We start from the raw sequence: 19,561 nt of genomic DNA, 5'->3' as shown, positions 1-19,561 counted from the left end.
GGACGGGGCCCGTCTGGCGCAGCACGGCGTCTCTCGTCGTTCATTTGGAATGACCAAACTTCTCTCCTCGTTCCTTGTTCTGCGCCAGACGGGCCGCCGTCGCGGCCTGCGCCCAAACGTCAACAGGCCCTAGCAGATGCCGGGGGTGCCCGCCCTCTGTTAAGGTCATGGCGTTCCCGCCGCCGAGCGCCTCGCCATGACCGAACCCCGCCCGTTCAAGGATCACTTCTCCGCGGCCGCCGCCGACTATGCCGCGCACCGTCCCCGCTACCCCGCCGCACTGATCGACTACCTGGCCAGCCTCGCGCCGGCCAGCGCCTGTGCCCTGGACTGCGGCTGCGGCACCGGCCAGCTCTCGGTGCCGCTGGCCGAACACTTCGCCCGCGTGGTGGCGACCGACGCCAGCGCGGCGCAGATCGCCAAGGCCGAGCCGCATCCGGGCGTGGACTACCGCGTCGCCCTCGCCGAGGACAGCGGCCTGCCGCCGGCCAGCGTCGATCTGCTCACGGTCGCCCAGGCTGCCCACTGGCTCGACCTCGAACGCTTCTATGCCGAAGTGCGGCGGGTCGCCCGGCCGAACGCCGTGCTGGCGCTGATCAGCTATGGGGTGCTGCAGGTGGAAGGCCCGCCCGCGCCGCTGGTCGAGCACTTCTATTACCAAGTGCTCGGCCCCTGGTGGCCGGCCGAGCGCCGCCACGTCGAGGAGGGCTACCGGAGCCTGCCCTTCCCCTTCGCGGAATGCCGGGCACCGGCGCTGGCGATCGAGGTGCAGTGGACGCTGGCCGAGCTGCTCGGCTACATCGACACCTGGTCCGCCGTGCGCGCGCTGGAAAAGGCCCAAGGCCGCGATCCTCTGGAGCAGTTCGCCGCCGGACTGGCCGCGGCCTGGGGCGATCCCGAAGTGCGCCGCACGGTTCGCTGGCCGCTGGCGCTGCGCGTCGGCCGGGTCGAGGCGCCCTGAAGCTGCCTCAGCCAGAGCCTGGGCCCGGCTCCCGGCAGGACCGGCCGCATCAGTCCAGCACCCCGAGCAGGGCTTCGTGAACGACGCCGCTGCGGCTGTCGACCAGCAGCAGACTGCTGCCGGCACGGCGCCACTCGTAGCCGCGGTACTGCGGCAGGTGGTGCAGTTGCCGGGCGCTCAGGCGGCTGCCCCAGCCGGGCGGCAGCGGCTTGCCCTTGACGATCCTCACATGCGCCGGCACGGCCGGGCCGCGACCGATGTCGTGGCGATGGGCGTGGATCGACTGGCGCAGCGGGCCGAAATCCGCCGGCGGGCGTTGCTGCGCATGGCTGTCGCGGTGGCGCCGGTCGTCCGGCTCGTGCCCATGGGCAGAAGCTGCCGGCACCAGGGCGCAGCCCAGGCAGAGCGCCAGGCCCAGGCCGGCGAGGAGACGGGTCGATTGCATGGGATGACCTCGAAACAGTGCGATGGATGACGGCATCCTAAGCGCGCCGCGCGCCGAAAAACCGTTGTCAGCCTGGCTTTACCCGGACTTTTACACAGGCCGGGGATTTGTCAGCCGAACCTTACACGGCGCCGGCGCCATGCACCGATTTCGCCCCTGCGCCCTGTCACAAAGCCGACAATGTCGCACCCCTGCCGCAGCGCCGGAGCGCAGCAACCCTTGCCAGACGGGCAATCCGCAGTCTGGTACTGCTCTTGCAAGTAAGCTCCCCCCGGCCTACAAGAATTCCATCAGAACCATGCCGCCCCAGACTCCGCCCGTCGCCCTGGCAACCGTGCTGGACTACCACCAGCGCACCAAGCACCGCTTCGAGGGCTATGCCCCCGGTCCCGGCACCCTCGACTGGGACGCCCAGCCGGCCCCCTTCCGCCACTTCGACGGCGCCGCGCAGATCGCCCTGCCCAGGCTCTCGGCCGTGCCGCCCGGCAGCGCCCTGCACACCGCGCTCACGCGGCCCTTCGCTGCGCTGGACGATCCGCGCCAGACGCCGCTGCCGCCGGATCTGGCCAGCCTCGGCGCCCTGCTGCAGCTGTCGCTCGGCCTCACCGCCTGGAAGCGCTACGGCCCGGACCGCTGGGCGGTGCGCGCCAACCCCTCCAGCGGCAACCTGCACCCGACCGAGGCCTACCTGCTGATCGCCGGCATCGACGCACTGCAGGATGGCCTGTACCACTACCGTCCCGAAACCCACGCCCTGGAACTGCGCGCCGCGCATCCGACCGCCAGCAGGGCGCCGAGCCTGGCCATCCTGCTCAGCTCGGTGATGTGGCGCGAAGCCTGGAAGTACGGCGAGCGGGCCTTCCGCTACTGCCAGCTGGACACCGGCCATGCCGCCGGCGCCCTGCGCTACGCCGCCGCCGCGCTCGGCTGGCGGCTCGCGGAACAGGCCCACGTCGGCAGCGACAGCCTCGCGCGGCTGGCCGGCATCGACCGGCTCGCCAAATTCCCCGCCCGCAAGCGCGCCGAAACCGAACTGGAAGAGGCGGAGATCCTCCTCGCCGCGAGCTTCTGTGCCGCCGCGCCGGCGGCGCTGGAAAGCACCGCGCTGCAGGCGCTGGCCGAGCACTCCACCTGGCACGGCGTGGCCTCGACCATCGACCGCCATCCCATGTACAGCTGGCCGGCGATCGCCCAGGTGGCCGCCGCCACCCGTCGCGCCGATGGCCCGGCGCAGCCCGCCGCCGCCTTGCCGGCAGCCGCTCCGCGCGCGCCCGGCGAGGCCGCCAAGCCGGTGCAGGCGCTGCTCGGCGAACGGCGCAGCGCCCAGCGCTTCGACCGCCACCATGTGATGAGCCAGGCGCAGTTCGCCGCGATCCTCGCCCGCCTGCAGCCCGTCGGGCTGCCCTGGGATGTGTTCGCCGAGGCCCCGCGGATGGCGCTGGTGCTGTTCGTCGCCCGCGTCGAGGGGCTGACGCCGGGGCTCTACCTGCTGCCGCGCAGCGAAGCGCAGCGCGACGCCCTGCGCCCGCTGCTCGCCGGGCGCTTCGCCCTCGCCCCGCAGCCCGGCCTCGAGCCCCTGCTGCAGCTGGCCAGCCTGGAGCCGCTCGCGCTGCAGCGCAGCACCCGCAGCCTGCACTGCCACCAGGACATCGCCGCCACCGCCTGCTTCGCCCTCGGCATGCTCGCCGAGTTCGACGCCGCGCTGGCCGCCGGCCCGGCCGCCTACCGCGGCCTGTATCGCGAGGCCGGGCTGATCGGCCAGGCGCTCTACCTGGAGGCCGAGGCTCAGGGCCTGCGCGGCACCGGCATCGGCTGCTTCTTCGACGACCCGGTGCACGCCCTGCTCGGCCTCGATGGCAGCGCCTGGCAGACGCTCTACCACTTCACCGTCGGCCTGCCGGTGGAAGACCCGCGCATCGAATCCGCGCCGGCCTATGCCGACGACCACGACACCCTCCCCCACTGACGCCTGCGGAGACCCTTCATGGCCACAGCCGAACGGATTCCCTACCAATGCCTCTCCGCGGTCGAGGCCGCGGCCCTGATCCGCGCCGAGCCGGAACTCAACCTGTTCGACGTGCGCGACATGCACAGCTACAAGCAGGAGCACCTGGACGGCGCCATGCACCTGACCGAGGACCGCGTGCCGATGTGGCTCGGCCGCCTGCCCAAGGAGAGGCCGGTGCTGATCTACTGCTACCACGGCAACTCCAGCAAGACCTTCGCGCAGATGTTCAGCGACTTCCGCTTCGCCCGCGTCTACAGCGTCGACGGCGGCTACCGGCCGCTGGCCACTGCCCTGACCGAAGCCGCAGCGCCGGGCGGCGCGCCCAGTGCCGAACTGGCCGCCTTCCTCGCCGAGTGGCAGTACCCGGCCAACGACCTCGAGGCCCGCGGCCAGCACGGCCTGACCCCCTTGATGCGCGCCGCCCTGCAGGGCCGCCGGGAGATCGTTCGCGAACTGCTGGCCCTCGGCGCCGACGTCAAGGCGCGCAACGACGACGGCAACACCGCCCTCTGGCTCGGCTGCGTGTCCCGCGACAGCGCCCTGGTGCAGGACCTGATCGACGCCGGCATCGAGCTGGACAACCGCAACGACGCCGGCTCCACGGCGCTGATGTACACCGCCTCCAGCGACCGCCCGGAACTCCTGCAGATCCTTCTGGAGGCCGGCGCCGACCCGCACGTGCGCAACTTCGACGACCTGCGCGCGGTGGAGCTGGCCGCCTCGCGGGCCTGCCTGAAACTGTTGCGCCATACCGCCGACTGAGGAGCAACGATGATCGAATTCCCGGTGAAGCTGGCGGTGGCCAGCAAGGAAGGCCAGGCGATCAGCGAGCACTTCGGCCACGCCAAGCGCTTCGCGATCTACGAGGTCACCCCGGAAAGCTGCCGCCTGCTGGAGTCGCGCGAGGTGGAACACTACTGCCTGGGCAACAGCTCCAACCAGAGCGCCATGGCCGGCATCCTCGAAGCCATCAGGGACTGCCAGGCGGTGTTCGTCGCCAAGATCGGCGACGGGCCGACCGAGAAGCTCGCGGCGATCGGCGTGCGCGCCGTCTCCGCCTACGCCTGGGAGACCATCGAGGCCTCCCTGCTCGACTACGCACGGCGCAGCGCCGCCGGCGAGGTGGTGGCATGACCGCCGCACGCGTGGCCCGCTGGGCCGAGGAGCATCCCCTGTCGCCGTCCCACGTGGATTGCGCCACCGCGGTGATGCTGAAGATCCTCGACGGCAAGTGCAAGATGCCGCCGACCGAGAAGCTGGTCATGGCGCTACTCTACGAGCAGGTGAAGCAGCGTCCCGGCGAGAAGCTCGGCGCGGACATCCACCAGCTGATCGCCGACGCCCGCAAGCGCCTGGACGAGGACATGCAGTTCCTCCTCTATGAGAAGCGCGTGCTGGCCGAGACCATGATCTCCCGCCCGGTGATGAAGGGCTTCAAGGCGATGCTCCGCGAGCAGGGCCTGCTCGAGCCGGAGCGCGACTGGGAGGAGGCCGAGGCATGATGAAGTTCTACATGACTCCCGGCTCCTGCAGCACCGGCATCCACATCCTGCTGGAGGAACTGGGGCTGGTGTTCGAGGTGTATCTGGTCAACCTGCTGGCCGGCGACCAGTTCAAGCCCGAGTACCTGGCCATCAACCCCAAGGCGACCATCCCGACCCTGGTGCGCGACGACGGCACGGCGCTCACCGACTTCCAGTCGATCGCCTGGTGGCTGGCGCGCAGCCATCCGAAGCGCCGACTGCTGCCGGAGGACGCCGACGGCGAGGCGCGGGTGCTGGAGGCGATGAACTTCGCGGTCGGCACCCTGCATGGCCAGGGCTTCGCGCGGATCTTCACCACCGAGAAGTTCGCCGCCGATCCGGCCCAGCACGAGGCGGTCAAGGCCCAGGGCTTGGAGATCCTCGAGCGCGGCTTCGCGGTCGCCGACCGGCTGCTGGAAGGACGCGACTACCTCGCCGGCAGCTTCGGCATCGCCGACTGCGCGCTGTTCTACGTGGAGTTCTGGGCCGACCGCACCGGCATCGCCCTGCCTGACAACTGCCAGGCCCACTACCGGCGGATGCTCCAGCGCCCGGCGGTGCGCCAGGTGCTGCAGGAAGAGGGCTACGCCTCGGCGCTGCGCTGAACCCATCCTCGGTAGTCGAGTAGGGTGGATGGCCGAAGCCATCCACCGTGGTGGACAAGCCTGCGGCGTTGTCCACCCTACGGGCTACACGACTACCGACCGGCCGGCTGGCGCTGCTCGTCCTCGTGGATCTGCTGCAGGGCCCGCCGCCGGCGGGCCTCGCTGCGGCGCATGAAGAACCAGGCGAGGAAGGTGAACAGCGACACCGCCAGCAGGATCAGGCTGGCCACGGCGTTGATGTCCGGCTTCACGCCCAGGCGCACGGCGGAGAAGATCTCCATCGGCAGGGTGGTCGCGCCGGGGCCGGAGACGAAGCTGGCCAGCACCAGGTCGTCCAGCGACAGAGCGAACGACAGCATGCCGCCGGCGCCCAGCGAGGGGGCGATCATCGGCATGGTGATCAGCAGGAACACCTTCCAGGGCCGCGCGCCCAGGTCCATCGCCGCCTCCTCGATCGACAGGTCCAGCTCGCGCAGGCGCGCCGAGACGATCACCGCCACGTAGGAAGTGCAGAAGGTGGTGTGGGCGATCCAGATGGTGGTCAGGCCGCGCTCGGCCGGCCAGCCGACCACCTGGGCCATGGCCACGAACAGCAGCAGCAGCGACAGGCCGGTGATCACCTCGGGCATCACCAGCGGCGCGGTGACCAGCCCGCCGAACAGGCTGCGGCCGCGAAAGCGCGGGATGCGGGTCAGCACGAAGGCCGCCAGGGTGCCGAGGGCCACCGCGGCGACCGCAGTGCACAGGGCGATCTGCAGGGAGCGCCCGAGCGCGCCCAGGAGCTGGCGGTTGTCGAGCAGCCCGGCGTACCAGCGTACCGACCAGCCGCCCCAGACGGTCACCAGCCGCGAGTCATTGAACGAGTAGACGACCAGGATGACCATCGGCAGGTAGATGAACAGCAGACCAGCCCACAGCATGAAGCCGGAAAAACTCGGGCGCCTCATAGCCGTCCCTCCAGTTCCCGGGCCTGGTTGCGGTTGAGCAGGATGATCGGCACCAGCAGGATCGCCAGCATCACCACCGCCAGGGCCGCGGCCACCGGCCAGTCGCGGTTGTTGAAGAATTCCTGCCAGAGCACCTTGCCGATCATCAGCGTCTCGGGACCGCCGAGCAGTTCGGGGATGACGAACTCGCCGACCACCGGGATGAACACCAGCATGCAGCCGGCGACGATGCCGTTCCTGGACAGCGGCACGGTGATCCTCCAGAAGCTGGCCAGCGGGTGCGCGCCCAGGTCGGCGGCGGCCTCCAGGAGGCTCGGATCGTGCTTGACCAGGTTGGCGTAGAGCGGCAGGACCATGAACGGCAGGTAGGCATAGACCACGCCGATGTACACGGCCAGGTCGGTGTTGAGGATGCGCAGCGGCTCGTCGATCAGCCCGAGCCCCTGCAGCAGGCCGTTGAGCAGGCCGTTGTTGCCGAGGATGCCCATCCAGGCGTAGACGCGGATCAGGATCGCGGTCCAGGTCGGCATCATGATCAGCAGCAGGCAGACGGTCTGCATCTCCTTGCTGGCGCGGGCGATGGCGTAGGCCATCGGGTAGCCGATCAGCAGGCAGAGCAGGGTGCCGACGGTGGCGATCTTCAGCGAGCCCAGGTAGGCGGACAGGTACAGCGCGTCCTGGCCGAGGAACACATAGTTGTTCAGGTTGGCGAGGATCTTCAGCTGCTGGTCGACGTAGGTGAAGATCTCCGTGTACGGCGGAATCGCCACCGCAGCCTCGGAGAAGCTGATCTTCAGCACGATGGCGAAGGGCAACAGGAAGAACAGCAGCAGCCAGACGAAGGGAATGCCGACGACCAGTTGGCGGCCGGGGAACAGTTGGCGGAGTCTTTTCATGCGTGCAACACCACCCCGCCGTCGTCGAACCAGCTGACGTACACCTGATCGCTCCAGGTCGGGCGCTTGCCGTGGCGCTCGGCGTTGGCCATGAAGGCCTGCACCACCTGCCCCGAGGGCAGTTCGACGTAGTACATGGAATGCCCGCCCAGGTAGGCGATGTCCTTCACCCGGCCGCTCGACCAGTTGTGCCCTTCGTGCTGCAGCTCGGGCTTTTCCGCGCTGAGCTGGACCTTTTCCGGGCGCAGGGCGTAGGTCACGCGCTTCTCCTCGGCGCGGGTGGAGATGCCGTGGCCGATGTAGATCGGCCGCTCCAGCTGCGGGCAGGCGATGACCGCGTGGTCGGGGCTGTCGTCCACCAGTTCGCCGTCGAACAGGTTGACGCTGCCGATGAACTCGCAGACCAGCCGGCTGGCCGGGCTCTCGTAGATGTCCATCGGGCTGCCGACCTGGGCGATCCAGCCCTGGTGCATGATGGCGATGCGCGCGGCCATGGTCATCGCCTCCTCCTGGTCGTGGGTGACCATCACGCAGGTCACGCCGACCCGCTCGATGATCTGCACCAGCTCCAACTGCATCTGCGAGCGCAGCTTCTTGTCCAGCGCGCCCATCGGCTCGTCGAGCAGCAGCAGCTTGGGCCGTTTCGCCAGCGAGCGGGCCAGGGCCACGCGCTGGCGCTGGCCGCCGGACAGCTGGTGCGGCTTGCGCCGGGCGTACTGGGTCATCTGCACCAGCCGGAGCATTTCCGCCACGCGCGCGTCGATCTCGGCCTTGGGCAGGCGGTCCTGCTTGAGGCCGAAGGCGATGTTCTGCTCCACGGTCATGTGCGGGAACAGCGCGTAGGACTGGAACATCATGTTGATCGGCCGCTCGTAGGGCGGCAGCTCGGTGATGTCCTGGCCCTCCAGGTAGATGCGCCCTTCGGTGGGCCGCTCGAAGCCGGCGAGCATGCGCAAGAGGGTCGACTTGCCGCAGCCGGAGCCGCCGAGCAGGGCGAAGATCTCGCCCTTGTGGATGGACAGGGAGATGTCGTCCACCGCCACCATGTCGTCGAACTTCTTGGTCACCCGGTCGATCCTGACCAGCACCTCCTTCGCCGGCTGGTCGTCGGCGAGAGCAATCGTGTTAGCACCGGCGACAGTCGCCATGGTCACAACTCCACTATATGAACAGGGGGCCTCCGCTCGCCCCGTCGGCCTTCGGCCAACCGTCCAGGCAGCCTCGGGAGGCGGCAATCGGGTTGTCGTGGGACGCCCGCCGGCCCGGCGGGGCGCTTCCCGTGGTATGGGCCGCCCGCGCCATCCTGCCGGGCGCGGCGGCCCGCTGCAGGAGACGCGGCCGGCCGCTGGCGCGACACGTCCGCTGTGAGCGCCGGGACCGCGCGGCGACCGCCGGTCGGTCCCGTCAGGGCCCTCAGGTCCCCGACTTGATGCGGGTCCAGCTGCGGGTCATGGCGCGCTGGGTGTCGGCCGCCAGGTCCGGGAAGGTGTAGAGCTTCTTCAGCACTTCCTGGCTCGGGTAGATGCCCGGATCGGTGCGGATCGCCTCGTCGACCAGCGGGGTGGCCGCGGCGTTGCCGTTGGGGAACTGCACCTCGTTGGTGATCTGGGCGATCACCGGCGGCTTCATCAGGTAATTGATGAAGGCATGGGCCTGCTCGACGTTCTTCGCGTCGGCGGGAATCGCCAGCATGTCGAAGAAGCTGCCGGCGCCTTCCCTGGGAATGCTGTAGGCGATCTTCACGTTGTTGCCGGCTTCCTCGGCGCGCGCCTTGGCCTGGTAGATGTCGCCGGAATAGCCGATCGCCACGCAGGTGTCGCCGTTGGCCAGGTCGGAGATGTACTTGGAGGAGTGGAAGTAGGCCACGTGCGGGCGGATCTTCAGGAACAGTTCCTCGGCCTTCTTCAGCTCCTCGGGATTGCCGCTGTCGGGCGCGTAACCCAGGTAATGCAGGGCGGCGGGCAGCATCTCGGTCGGCGAGTCGAGGAAGGACACACCGCAGGCCTTCAGCTTCTCGATGTTCTCCGGCTTGAACACCAGATCCCAGGAGTCCACCGGCGCCTGGTCACCGAGGGCGGCCTTGACCTTGTCGAGGTTGTAGCCGATGCCGACGGTGCCCCACATGTAGGGCACCGCGTACTGGTTGCCCGGATCGCTCGGCTCCAGCGCCTTGAGCAGGTCCTTGTCGAGGTTCGCCCAGTTCGGCAGCTTGCTCCGGTCCAGCTTCTGGAACACGCCGGCCTTGATCTGCTTGGCCAGGAAGGGGTTGGACGGCACCACCACGTCGTAGCCGGAGCTGCCGGCGAGCAGCTTGGCTTCCAGGACCTCGTTGCTGTCGAACACGTCGTAGACGACCTTGACGGCGCTTTCCGCGGAGAAGTTCGCCAGGGTGTTCTCGCCGATGTAGTCCGACCAGTTGTAGACGTGCAGGGTCTGCCCGGCCGGCGCCGCTGCAGGAGCGGCCGCGCCGGGGGTTTCCTCCTTCTTGCCTGTGTTCTCGGCGGGCTTGTCGCATGCGGCGAGCATGCCCAGGGACAGTGCGAGAAGGGTCTTGCCAAAGTGTTTCATGCGTACCGCTCCTTTTGTCGTTGAGGTATCCGGACGGGGCGTGTGCCGGGACGCACGCTGCCGCCCTGCCCGGCCGGCTCGGGGTGGTGCAACGGCGCGCAGTCTGGCAAGGCTCGGGGCTGCTTTACAAGCACCACAAAGGGGGATATGTGGAACTTATATGTATCGCCGCGTAGCGGCGTCGGGTTGGAGGGGTCGGCGGCGATGGGCAGGGCAGACAGCCCGCCGGGCGGCGGGCCGGGGCTGGATCGTGGCGCGTTCGGTGGCGCTAAGTTTTTGATAGGAGATGGCAGAACCTTGGCAAAATAGTCAGGTATTGCACTCAGATTTTACCGCCGCCGTGGATATTGTTGGTTAACGATTAAGCTAACAGGCGAGCAAAAGCGTAGCTTTTGCGAGTCCAGTGAACGAAGCGAACGGTATTGAGTGCTGTTAGGTAGCAAGCGCACGCTGGAATTGCTCCCTCAGCTTCGGAAGCTCCTCTGCTATATAGCGCGCTACACCTCCACGCATGTTCGACCAACTCGGATGATATAGCTTTCCAACAGGCAGGTGGTGTCTGGCTCTGACGTTAGGTCTTATAAGATAATCAAATGCCTCACCACCGAGGGCTAGCAGAAACTTTGGCTTCAACAGCTCTATCTCACGATACAAAAATGTACCTACGCAAGTATCTTTGGTTGTGTCCGGCAAAGAATCAGTCTTGAGTTTTGCGGAGTGGCACTTAACTAGTGCAGTCATTGCCACGCGCGCGAATACAGCATCGTGCTCAGCAGGCACGTCAAGGATGACCGAAACCCAACTGATAATATTGGCATGATAGCGGGACGTGATGATTTGATTGGTCCCGAGAAACCGGGTGCGCACGAAATCTTCGTGAGCCCTGACACGATCCCGACCGCCCAGCGGCGCGTATAAAGCGCTTTCTCGCGGATCGGATATTCCTGGATTCTTGCTGACCAGGAGTATGTCGATGCCGGCACTCTCGTCTAGACAGTAGAAACTTCGCCCAATGATGCCGTTGATTGGATCGTTCTGCACTCCATTGCATTGCCTACCGCATGTGGTCACGTTGGCGTAGAGATCTATTAGTTCCTCGGAGCGCGACATATTCTTGCTACCTAACGTGGACCCGCGCAAGGCGGCCCATTCGAAGATCACCTCGCTTTTGGGCGTCCGGTTGACCGAGGTGCTAGCTGACGGCGGCTGAATACTATTCGTCATACGGCAAGTGCTCCCCCCATTTATAAAGCCACGACTGATGCGCGGCTAAACCATCAATATCGGGAAATAGGGAAGCATGGTGAATACCACAAGAATTCAAGTTGAATTTCAGTGTGAGAGGACTTTTACCTATTGTGATTCGAACAAGTTCTGCCGGAACGAAGGGTTGGTCAGGATTCCTATGCACGGTAAACAGCCCGCTCTGAGCCGGTATGCGCGGGCTGATATGGGGCGGATAGTAGAGCATGACTTCGTCAAGTGCATCGAGGCGATCGTGGTTTTCTTCGGGCACGAGCGGAACATCACGGACGCAGTAAATCATTGGGGAAGAAGTGGAATCCCTGGCATCCCTAACGGCGAAGTATGCAGCAACTAGAAGGCTCATGCTCCAATCCAGCAACCTCGTTGACATGCCATGGTGCTGGGCAAGAGCGAGCCACTCAAGTTTGGTTGCAGGAGCATGTTTTACGTAAGGAGCCGCAGACCTAATAAAGTGACGAATCATCGTCCTTTCGGCGACTCTATCGTAAGGGAGGTTTTGCCCAGCACCTTTACCCTTTCGTGAATCTTGCCTCCCGATCTTAGGAATTAACTGATGGGTACTTTGGCTAACCCCACGAAATATCCAGTTCCCATGCTTGCGAAATTTCTGGACAAGGCCCGCTAGTTCCTCAAATGAATTCACCGTTGTATCTTTGAGGTCGCTTTCGCACATGGAATTATCCTCAGGCGTGGGAGTGTGGTTTCAGCCAACTACTATTCCACAACAAAGGGTGTGAACAAATACACCATTTGGTGTGTAACACTCCCTTGCCGCCCCCAGCGACGCCCTTGCAGGCTGCAGCCTCCAACATGACCGCGCTTGGCGAGGCTCTACGGGTCAGATCGCGGCCAGTCTTTCGGCCATGTCGGGGTACTGCTCGACCAGCCTGATGAGAACGGCGGCCTGGGCGTTCGGCTTGGCCTTGGCCTGCTCCCATTTGCGCAGGGTGCCCGTGCTGATGCGGAAGCGCCGGGCAAACACCTGCTGGGACATGTGCATTTTCTTGCGCAGGGCGACGATCTCGCTCGCCGACACCTCCGGCGCCGGCCTTTCCTCGACCTCGTATTGGCGCAGGGTGATCTTGCCCTCGCGGTGCGTCGCCATTTCGCCGATGCCCTGCATCATTTCGGCAAACAAATCACGCTTTTTCACTTGGCACCTCGCTTTTTCAGCTCTGCGGTGATGGCCTGCTTGAGCAGCTTCTCCTGCTCGGCGGTCAGGTTCTCCAGCTCGTCCTTGTCGTAGATGGCGAACATCCAGAACTGGCCATCGCCGAGCAGCCAGTAGTAGATGACGCGCAAGCCACCACGCTTTCCCTTCCCTCTGCGTCCATCGGCCCAGCGCAGCTTGCGGAAGCCGCCCGTGCGCGGCATGACGTCGCCGGCCTCGGGATTCTTCAGCAGTTCCCCTTGGAGCTGCCGATACTCGTCGTCGGTCAGGTAGTCGCCAACCGTGGCGGTGAAGCTCGTGGTTTCGATGAAGATGGCTTTCATGGAAAAAGTGTAAGCAACTTGCTCATATTCGAGCAAGCAGGGCGGGGCATGCTTTCACGTCTCTTCCCGCCCTGTCCGCCGCCTACAGGCGCTTCTCCAGCCGGTAGGGCGGGTGCAACCCGCCGGACATGGCGCTAAACCACGCCGAAGCTGGCGGGTTTCTCCCGCCCTACAAGGCCGAATCAAGCCGAGCCGCGAAGTGGGTCCGGCTTGCATGAAAATTAGACAGTATCTGCAGGGGAACTACCGAACAGACGCTCAGCGATCTTTCGGCCCCGTTCGATGCCCTCTGGAGTGAGCCATACCGACTTGGACTTGCCCTTTGGATCACTGATGAATCCTTGTGAATGCAAGCTATCCATTACGTCGAAGTCGAAGCCCTTCCATGCACGGCCCTCGTCAAAACTGAAAGCGGCCAGGAGAGCCAGAACGGCATCCTCAATGCGAGTTTGGTCGTAATCCATTTTCACAACTCCAATAATCTTCCTTCTCGATGCACCGCCCAACCACTGTTCGCTACCCAATAGCAGGTAAGGCGGGTGCAACCCGCCGGACATGGCGAAGACACACACCGAAGTCGGCGGATTTCACCCGCCCTGCCTCAGCCCGGCATCTCGCTCGCAGTCAGGTCCAGGCAGAGCCGCGCCTTGGCGATCAGTTCGTCGATCTCCGCCTCGGAAATCACCAGGGGCGGGGCGACGATCATGGTGTCGCCGACCGCGCGCATCACCAGCCCGTTGGCGAAGCAGTGTTCGCGGCAGCGCATGCCGGCCGCCAGGGGGCCGGGAAAGCGCTGGCGGGTTCGCTTGTCCCTGACCAGCTCCAGCGCGGCGAGCATGCCGACGCCGCGGACCTCGCCGACCAGCGGATGCTCGGCCAGCTCCCGCCAGCGCTTCTGCAGGTAGGGCGCGGTGCGCGTCCTGACCCGCTCGACGATGCCTTCCTCGCGCAGCAGGCGCAGGTTCTCCAGGGCCACCGCCGCCGCCACCGGATGCCCGGAATAGGTGAAGCCGTGGTAGAACTCGCCGCCCTCCTCGAGCACCTCGACGATCCGCTCGCGCACCACCACCCCGCCCATCGGCAGGTAGCCGGAGGTCAGGCCCTTGGCGATCATCATCAGGTCCGGCGTCACCCCGTAGTACTGGCTGCCGAACCACTCGCCGGTGCGGCCGAAGCCGCAGATCACCTCGTCGGCGGCGAACAGGATGTCGTACTTGTCGAGGATCTCGCGGATCCGCGGCCAGTAGCTGTCCGGCGGGACGATCACCCCGCCGGCGCCCTGGATCGGCTCGGCGACGAAGGCGGCGACGCGCTCCTCGCCGAGTTCGAGGATCTTGCGTTCGAGCTGGTCGGCGACGCGGCGGCCGAACTCGTCCGGGTCGAGGTCGCCGCCCTCGCCGTACCAGTAGGGCTGGTCGATGTGCTCGATGCCGGGGATCGGCAGGTCGCCCTGGGCGTGCATGGCCTTCATGCCGCCCAGGCTGACCCCGGCGACGGTGGAGCCGTGGTAGCCGTTCCAGCGGCCGATGACGACGTTCTTCCGCGGCTGCCCCCGGGTCGCCCAGTAGTGGCGCACCAGACGCAGCACGGTGTCGTTGGCCTCCGAGCCGGAGCCGGTGAAGAACACATGGTCCATGCCCGGCGGCGCCAGCTCGGCGATCGCCCGGGCCAGCTCGACGGCCGGCGGGTGGGCGGTCTGGAAGAACAGGTTGTAGTAGGGCAGCTCGCGCATCTGCCGGCTGGCCGCCTCGACCAGCTCCTCGCGGCCATAGCCGATGTTGACGCACCAGAGCCCGGCCATGCCGTCGAGGATGCGGTTGCCTTCGCTGTCCCAGAGGTAGACGCCGGAGGCGCGGGTGATGATCCGCGGGCCGTGCTCCTTGAGCTGCCTGTAGTCGCTGAACGGCGGCAGGTGGTGGGCGTGGCTGAGATCCTGCCACTGCCGGGTTTGCGGGTTGCCGGTAGTGCCTTTCATGGAAGCCCCTCCTCTGCGACAGGGCGCGGCCCACCGGGGCGGTGGGCAGGCCGGGGAAACGCCTGGCGGGTCACACCGAGAGCAGCAGGAAGGCGCGCTCCCAGGAACTGATCACCCGCTTGAAGTTCTCGTTCTCGGCACGCTTCACCGCGACGTAGGCGGTGATGAAGCGCGGGCTCAGGTAGCGCTCCAGGGCACGGCAGTTCTCCATGCGCTCCAGCGCCGCCTCCAGGGTCAGCGGCAGGCGCAGGCTGCGCCGCTCGTAGCCGCGGCCCTGCACCGGTGCGCTCGGCTGCAGCTGCTCGACCATGCCGATGTAGCCGCACAGGAGGCTCGCGGCGATGGCCAGGTAGGGGTTGGCGTCGGCGCCCGGCAGGCGGTTCTCGACCCGCCGGTTGTGCGGCGCGGAGTCCGGCACGCGCAGGCCGACGGTGCGGTTCTCCTCGCCCCACTCGACGTTGACCGGCGCCGAGGTGCCGGGCAGGAAACGGCGGAACGAGTTGACGTTGGGCGCGAACAGCGGCAGCAGCTCGGGGATGTACTTCTGCAGCCCGCCGATATGGTTGAGGAACAGCTCGCTCATCGAGCCGTCCGGATTGGAGAAGATGTTCCTTCCCTCGGCGTCGACCACGCTCTGGTGCAGGTGCATGGCGCTGCCCGGCTCGCCGGTCATCGGCTTGGCCATGAAGGTGGCGGTGACGTTGTGCTTGAGCGCCGCCTCGCGCAGGGTGCGCTTGAACACGAAGATCTGGTCGGCCAGGTGCAGCGCCTCGCCGTGGCGGAAGTTGATCTCCATCTGCGCGGTGCCTTCCTCGTGGATCAGGGTGTCCAGATCCAGGCCCTGGGCCTCGCACCAGTCGTACATGTCCTCGAACAGCGGGTCGAACTCGTTGGCGGCGTCGATGGAGAACGACTGGCGGCCGGTCTCCTGGCGGCCGGAACGGCCCACCGGGGCCTGCAGCGGATAGTCGGGATCGTCGCTGCGCTGGGTCAGGTAGAACTCCATCTCCGGCGCGACGATCGGCTGCCAGCCGCGTTCGGCGTACATCGCCAGCACCTTCTTGAGCAGGTTGCGCGGCGACAGCTCGATGGGATTGCCCCACTTGTCGCAGGTATCGTGGATCACCAGGGCGGTGGGCTCGATGGCCCAGGGCACGAGGAACGCCGCGCTCTCGTCGGGATGGCAGAACATGTCGATCTCGGCCGGATCGAGCAGCCGGTAATAGATCTCCTCGTTCACGTAGTCGCCGGTCACGGTCTGCAGCAGCACGCTCTCCGGCAGGCGCATGCCCTTCTCGGCGATGAACTTGCTGGTCGGGGCGATCTTGCCGCGGGCGATGCCGGTCAGGTCGCTGATCAGGCACTCGACCTCGGTGATCTTGCGCTCCCTGAGCCAGAGGGTGAGACGGTCAAGCTTGCCGCTGGCGTTCATGATGACACTCCTTGGACTCGGGCCGAAGGCCCGTCAAAGGCGCTCCGCCCGACGCCGGCAGGCGTCGCCGAAGGCCTGGAACAGGGCCCGGGAATGGGGATTGCTGTGGAACTGCCATTCCGGGTGCCACTGCACGCCGAGGGCGAAGGTCTTCGCGCCCTCGACTGAAAACGCCTCGATCAGCCCGTCCGGGGCCAGCCCCTCCATGCGCAGGCCGGGGGCCAGGCGCTCGACGCCCTGGCCGTGCAGCGAGTTGACCTCGATCTGCCGGGGCAGGCCGATGCCGGCGAGCAATCCGCCCGGCTGTATATAGAGCGCGTGGCGCGGCCCGTACTGGATCTCCAGCGCCTCGTCCGGCACCTCGCGGTGATCCGCGTAGGGACCGGCCTCGTGGACCTTCTGGTGCAGGCTGCCGCCGAAGGCCACGTTCATCTCCTGGAAGCCCCGGCAGATGCCGAGCAGCGGCACGCCGGCGGCGACCGCGGCGCGGATCAGCGGCAGCGTGGTGCGGTCGCGGGCCGGATCGTGGTGGCTACCCGGCTCGCTGGCCGCGCCCTGGTAATGATGGGGTTCGACGTTCGACGGCGAGCCGGTGAAGAGCAGGCCGTCGAGCCGCTCCAGCAGCGCCTGCTGGTCGATCAGTTCGCCGAGCGCGGGAATGACCAGCGGCAGGCCGCCGGCACCCTCCGCCAGCGCCCGCAGGTACTTGTCGCCGGCGATATGAAAGGGGTGCAGGCCGATCTGGCGGGTGCAGGCGGTCACGCCGATCAGGGGCAGACGGGGCATGGCATCATCCTGGCTGTCGGGGGTGGAACCGAGCTTAGTCTTGTTCATTTTTTTAGACAACAGCCCCAAGGCGAAACGGCGCGAAGCGGTCTCGAGCGGCTGGAGCGGGTCGTTGAGCGCCCCGCCGGAGACGCCCGGAAGGGCCGAAAAACCGGCATGCAAGCCCCATTCCGAGGGGGCGGCAGCATGCCTTGACAGCGCCACGGCTTTGGGATTGACTCAACATTGGCTCAGTGAATGATTGAAATTTTAAACAATCAAGGTGTTGCATCATGTCGGTACCCCCGCGTGCCGTTCAGCTCAACGAAGCGAACGCATTCCTCAAGGACCATCCCGAGGTGTTGTTCGTCGACCTGCTCATCGCCGACATGAACGGCGTGGTGCGCGGCAAGCGCATCGAGCGCACCAGTCTGCACAAGGTCTATGAACAGGGCATTAACCTGCCCGCCTCGCTGTTCGCCCTGGACATCAACGGCGCCACCGTCGAGCGCACCGGCCTGGGCCTCGACATCGGCGACGCCGACCGCATCTGCTACCCGATCCCCGACACCCTGAGCAAGGAACCCTGGCAGAAGCGCCCCACCGCGCAGCTGCTGATGACCATGCACGAGCGCGACGGCACGCCCTTCTTCGCCGACCCGCGGGAAGTGCTGCGCCAGGTGGTGGCCCGCTTCGAGGCGCTGGAGCTGACTGTCTGCGCCGCCTTCGAGCTGGAGTTCTACCTGATCGACCAGGATAACGTGAACGGCCGGCCGCAGCCGCCGCGCTCGCCGATCTCCGGCAAGCGCCCGCAGTCGAGCCAGGTCTATCTGATCGACGACCTCGACGAATACGTCGACTGCCTGCAGGACATCCTCGAAGGCGCCAAGGAACAGGGCATCCCGGCCGACGCCATCGTCAAGGAAAGCGCCCCGGCGCAGTTCGAGGTCAACCTGCACCACGTCGCCGACCCGATCAGGGCCTGCGACTACGCCGTGCTGCTCAAGCGGCTGATCAAGAACATCGCCTACGACCACGAGATGGACACCACCTTCATGGCCAAGCCCTATCCGGGTCAGGCCGGCAACGGGCTGCACGTGCACATCTCGATCCTCGACAAGGACGGCCGCAACATCTTCGCCGGTGATGATCCCCAGCAGAACGCCGCCCTGCGTCATGCAATTGGCGGTGTGCTGGAGACCATGCCGGCCTCGATGGCCTTCCTCTGTCCCAACGTCAACTCCTATCGCCGCTTCGGCGCCCAGTTCTACGTGCCCAATGCCCCCTGCTGGGGCCTGGACAACCGCACCGTGGCCCTGCGCGTGCCGACCGGCAGCGCGGACGCGGTGCGCATCGAGCACCGCGTGCCCGGCGCCGACGCCAACCCCTACCTGGCGATGGCCGCGCTGCTCGCCGGCGTGCACCACGGGCTGACCAGCCAGGTCGAGCCGGGCGAGCCGATCGAGGGCAACTCCTACGAGCAGGTCGAGCCCAGCCTGCCCAACAACCTGCGCGACGCCCTGCGCCGGCTGGATGAGAGCGAGATCCTCGCCCGCTACATCAGCCCGGACTACATCGACGTCTTCGTCGCCTGCAAGGAGAGCGAGCTGGAGGAGTTCGAGCACTCGATCTCCGACCTGGAATACAACTGGTACCTGCACACGGTCTGATCGGTCGGCCGGAAAGCTGCTGCGCTTTCTGGCCGCTGATAGCAACTTTTTAACGTCATTTGACCCCGGCACCATCCTCTGCCAGCTTGAGGGTTTACGCCCATCCGCTGTCATGAGGTCGCCATGTCCCGCATCGTCACCGTCGCCGCCACCCAGATGGCCTGCTCCTGGGATCGCGCCGCCAACCTCGCCAACGCCGAACGGCTGGTGCGCGAGGCCGCGGCCCGGGGCGCGCAGGTCATCCTGCTGCAGGAGCTGTTCGAAACCCCCTACTTCTGCCAGAAGCCCAACCCGGACTACCTGCAGCTGGCCACCCCGGTCGAGGAAAATCCGGCCATCCGCCACTTCCAGAAAATCGCCGCCGAACTCCGGGTGGTCCTGCCGATCAGCTTCTACGAGCGGGCCGGGCGGGCGCGCTTCAACAGCATCGCGATCCTCGACGCGGACGGGCGGATGCTCGGCGTCTACCGCAAGAGCCACATCCCGGACGGCCCCGGCTATCACGAGAAGTACTATTTCAATCCCGGCGATACCGGCTTCAAGGTGTGGAATACCCGCCATGGGCGGATCGGCGTGGCCATCTGCTGGGACCAGTGGTTCCCGGAGAGCGCGCGGGCCATGGCGCTGCAGGGCGCCGAGCTGCTGCTCTACCCCACCGCCATCGGCAGCGAGCCCCACGACCCGGGCATCCTCTCGCGCGACCACTGGCAGCGCGTGCAGCAGGGCCATGCCGGCGCCAACCTGATGCCGCTGGTGGCCAGCAACCGCATCGGCCGCGAAGTACAGGAGGACTACCACATCGACTTCTACGGCTCGTCGTTCATCGCCGACCCGTTCGGCGCCAAGGTCGGGGAGCTGAACGAGACGGAAGAAGGTGTGCTGGTGCACAGCTTCGACCTCGACCGCCTGGAACACATCCGCAGCGCCTGGGGGGTGTTCCGCGACCGCCGGCCCAACCTGTACGGCGCGATCAAGACCCTCGACGGCAGCCTGGAGTCCTGAGCCG

General features: G+C 66.5%; 21 protein-coding genes. 8 read left to right on the top strand and 13 right to left on the bottom strand.

The window, feature by feature from the left end:
• Positions 1 to 196: 196 nt before the first annotated feature.
• The gene (locus tag EV691_RS18580; RefSeq protein WP_131298600.1) at positions 197 to 961 is read left to right on the top strand and encodes a class I SAM-dependent methyltransferase; all 765 of its coding nucleotides are present in this window, start codon (positions 197 to 199) and stop codon (positions 959 to 961) included.
• 49 nt (positions 962 to 1,010) lie between these two features.
• On the opposite strand, the gene EV691_RS18575 is transcribed toward EV691_RS18580, so the two are convergent.
• Entirely contained in the window at positions 1,011 to 1,406 is a 396-nt protein-coding gene (locus EV691_RS18575; protein ID WP_242672541.1) for an RcnB family protein, read from the bottom strand.
• A gap of 298 nt (positions 1,407 to 1,704) precedes the next feature.
• Between EV691_RS18575 and EV691_RS18570 the strand changes: the two genes are divergently transcribed.
• From EV691_RS18570 to EV691_RS18550, 5 genes are read left to right on the top strand one after another with little or no spacing between them, the layout of a single operon-like run.
• A complete protein-coding gene (locus EV691_RS18570; protein WP_131298602.1) occupies positions 1,705 to 3,372 on the top strand; it encodes a SagB family peptide dehydrogenase in 1,668 nt (555 codons plus the stop codon).
• An 18-nt stretch (positions 3,373 to 3,390) separates the two neighbouring features.
• Complete coding sequence (locus EV691_RS18565; protein WP_131298603.1) at positions 3,391 to 4,176, top strand: ankyrin repeat domain-containing protein; 786 nt, start codon at positions 3,391 to 3,393, stop codon at positions 4,174 to 4,176.
• 9 nt (positions 4,177 to 4,185) lie between these two features.
• Entirely contained in the window at positions 4,186 to 4,548 is a 363-nt protein-coding gene (locus EV691_RS18560) for a NifB/NifX family molybdenum-iron cluster-binding protein (protein WP_131298604.1), read from the top strand.
• Positions 4,545 to 4,916: a hypothetical protein gene (locus tag EV691_RS18555; RefSeq protein WP_131298605.1), complete on the top strand. Its 372-nt coding sequence runs from the start codon at positions 4,545 to 4,547 to the stop codon at positions 4,914 to 4,916. Before EV691_RS18560 ends, EV691_RS18555 begins: the two co-directional genes overlap by 4 nt.
• Positions 4,913 to 5,542: a glutathione S-transferase family protein gene (locus tag EV691_RS18550; protein WP_131298606.1), complete on the top strand. Its 630-nt coding sequence runs from the start codon at positions 4,913 to 4,915 to the stop codon at positions 5,540 to 5,542. The genes EV691_RS18555 and EV691_RS18550 overlap by 4 nt, the downstream gene beginning before the upstream one ends.
• 92 nt (positions 5,543 to 5,634) lie before the next feature.
• Here EV691_RS18550 and EV691_RS18545 read toward each other — a convergent pair whose 3' ends face one another.
• The 12 genes from EV691_RS18545 to EV691_RS18490 form a co-directional block, all read right to left on the bottom strand.
• The gene (locus EV691_RS18545) at positions 5,635 to 6,489 is read right to left on the bottom strand and encodes an ABC transporter permease subunit (protein WP_131298607.1); all 855 of its coding nucleotides are present in this window, start codon (positions 6,487 to 6,489) and stop codon (positions 5,635 to 5,637) included.
• Entirely contained in the window at positions 6,486 to 7,385 is a 900-nt protein-coding gene (locus tag EV691_RS18540) for an ABC transporter permease subunit (RefSeq protein ID WP_131298608.1), read from the bottom strand. Before EV691_RS18540 ends, EV691_RS18545 begins: the two co-directional genes overlap by 4 nt.
• Positions 7,382 to 8,533, bottom strand: coding sequence for a polyamine ABC transporter ATP-binding protein (gene potA / locus EV691_RS18535; RefSeq protein ID WP_131298609.1), 1,152 nt, complete (start codon positions 8,531 to 8,533; stop codon positions 7,382 to 7,384). The genes EV691_RS18540 and potA overlap by 4 nt, the downstream gene beginning before the upstream one ends.
• Before the next feature lie 265 nt (positions 8,534 to 8,798).
• Positions 8,799 to 9,953: a polyamine ABC transporter substrate-binding protein gene (locus EV691_RS18530; protein WP_131298610.1), complete on the bottom strand. Its 1,155-nt coding sequence runs from the start codon at positions 9,951 to 9,953 to the stop codon at positions 8,799 to 8,801.
• Between the two features lie 432 nt (positions 9,954 to 10,385).
• Entirely contained in the window at positions 10,386 to 11,177 is a 792-nt protein-coding gene (locus tag EV691_RS18525) for a uracil-DNA glycosylase family protein (RefSeq protein ID WP_242672542.1), read from the bottom strand.
• Positions 11,167 to 11,892: an FRG domain-containing protein gene (locus tag EV691_RS18520; protein WP_131298611.1), complete on the bottom strand. Its 726-nt coding sequence runs from the start codon at positions 11,890 to 11,892 to the stop codon at positions 11,167 to 11,169. The genes EV691_RS18525 and EV691_RS18520 overlap by 11 nt, the downstream gene beginning before the upstream one ends.
• 165 nt (positions 11,893 to 12,057) lie before the next feature.
• The gene (locus EV691_RS18515) at positions 12,058 to 12,372 is read right to left on the bottom strand and encodes a helix-turn-helix domain-containing protein (RefSeq protein ID WP_131298612.1); all 315 of its coding nucleotides are present in this window, start codon (positions 12,370 to 12,372) and stop codon (positions 12,058 to 12,060) included.
• The gene (locus EV691_RS18510) at positions 12,369 to 12,713 is read right to left on the bottom strand and encodes a toxin (protein ID WP_131298613.1); all 345 of its coding nucleotides are present in this window, start codon (positions 12,711 to 12,713) and stop codon (positions 12,369 to 12,371) included. Before EV691_RS18510 ends, EV691_RS18515 begins: the two co-directional genes overlap by 4 nt.
• A gap of 221 nt (positions 12,714 to 12,934) precedes the next feature.
• Positions 12,935 to 13,177 (bottom strand): DUF6429 family protein, encoded by a 243-nt coding sequence (locus tag EV691_RS18505; protein ID WP_131298614.1) that lies wholly within the window; start codon positions 13,175 to 13,177, stop codon positions 12,935 to 12,937.
• Between the two features lie 137 nt (positions 13,178 to 13,314).
• Complete coding sequence (locus tag EV691_RS18500; RefSeq protein WP_131298615.1) at positions 13,315 to 14,688, bottom strand: aspartate aminotransferase family protein; 1,374 nt, start codon at positions 14,686 to 14,688, stop codon at positions 13,315 to 13,317.
• Between the two features lie 70 nt (positions 14,689 to 14,758).
• On the bottom strand, positions 14,759 to 16,120 hold the full coding sequence (locus EV691_RS18495; protein WP_131298616.1) for a glutamine synthetase family protein: 1,362 nt from the start codon (positions 16,118 to 16,120) through the stop codon (positions 14,759 to 14,761).
• A gap of 33 nt (positions 16,121 to 16,153) precedes the next feature.
• Entirely contained in the window at positions 16,154 to 16,906 is a 753-nt protein-coding gene (locus tag EV691_RS18490) for a gamma-glutamyl-gamma-aminobutyrate hydrolase family protein (protein ID WP_131298617.1), read from the bottom strand.
• A gap of 272 nt (positions 16,907 to 17,178) precedes the next feature.
• Between EV691_RS18490 and EV691_RS18485 the strand changes: the two genes are divergently transcribed.
• Complete coding sequence (locus EV691_RS18485) at positions 17,179 to 18,555, top strand: glutamine synthetase family protein (RefSeq protein ID WP_131298618.1); 1,377 nt, start codon at positions 17,179 to 17,181, stop codon at positions 18,553 to 18,555.
• 123 nt (positions 18,556 to 18,678) lie between these two features.
• Positions 18,679 to 19,557: an N-carbamoylputrescine amidase gene (aguB, locus tag EV691_RS18480; RefSeq protein WP_131298619.1), complete on the top strand. Its 879-nt coding sequence runs from the start codon at positions 18,679 to 18,681 to the stop codon at positions 19,555 to 19,557.
• Positions 19,558 to 19,561: the final 4 nt, after the last annotated feature.

The sequence above is a fragment of the Azotobacter chroococcum genome, from assembly GCF_004339665.1.
GTDB lineage: Bacteria > Pseudomonadota > Gammaproteobacteria > Pseudomonadales > Pseudomonadaceae > Azotobacter > Azotobacter chroococcum.
This window is presented reverse-complemented; position numbering and strand designations above follow the sequence as displayed.